The 367-nt window shown below is 64.3% G+C and carries 1 protein-coding gene; it reads right to left on the reverse strand.

Features of this window, described 5'->3' with window-relative positions; all coding sequences use genetic code 11:
* On the reverse strand, positions 1-162 hold a 162-nt coding region (locus tag UK12_RS38905), incomplete at its 3' end, for a helix-hairpin-helix domain-containing protein (protein ID WP_231591494.1).
* Between the last annotated feature and the right edge of the window lie 205 nt (positions 163-367).

The following is a 367-nucleotide window of genomic DNA, read 5'->3' on the forward strand; positions in this document are numbered from 1 at the left end:
GAACTCGGCGGTCAGGCCCTTGCGGGTGTGCACGAGTGAGTCGAACGCCCCCGCCTTGAGGAGGGATTCGACGGTCCGCTTGTTGGAGACCCCCGACTGCACCTTGTCCAGGCAGTCGGGGAAGGAGGTGTACTTCACCTTGCCCTTCCTGGTGCGGATCATCGAATCCACCACCGGTCCGCCGACGAGTTCAACAAGGGCCACACCGCCGGGTACGGGCTGGTCTCGTACTGGACCGGGTACCTAAAGGCCAACTACCCGGCCCAGTACATGTCCCGGCTGCTCACCTCGGTCAAGGACGACCAGGACAATGCCGCGGTCTACCTCAACGTGTGCCGCAAGATGGGCATCCAGGTGCTCCCGCCGG

It is taken from the genome of Saccharothrix sp. ST-888 (assembly GCF_000955975.1).
In the GTDB taxonomy this organism is placed as follows: Bacteria; Actinomycetota; Actinomycetes; order Streptomycetales; family Streptomycetaceae; genus Kitasatospora.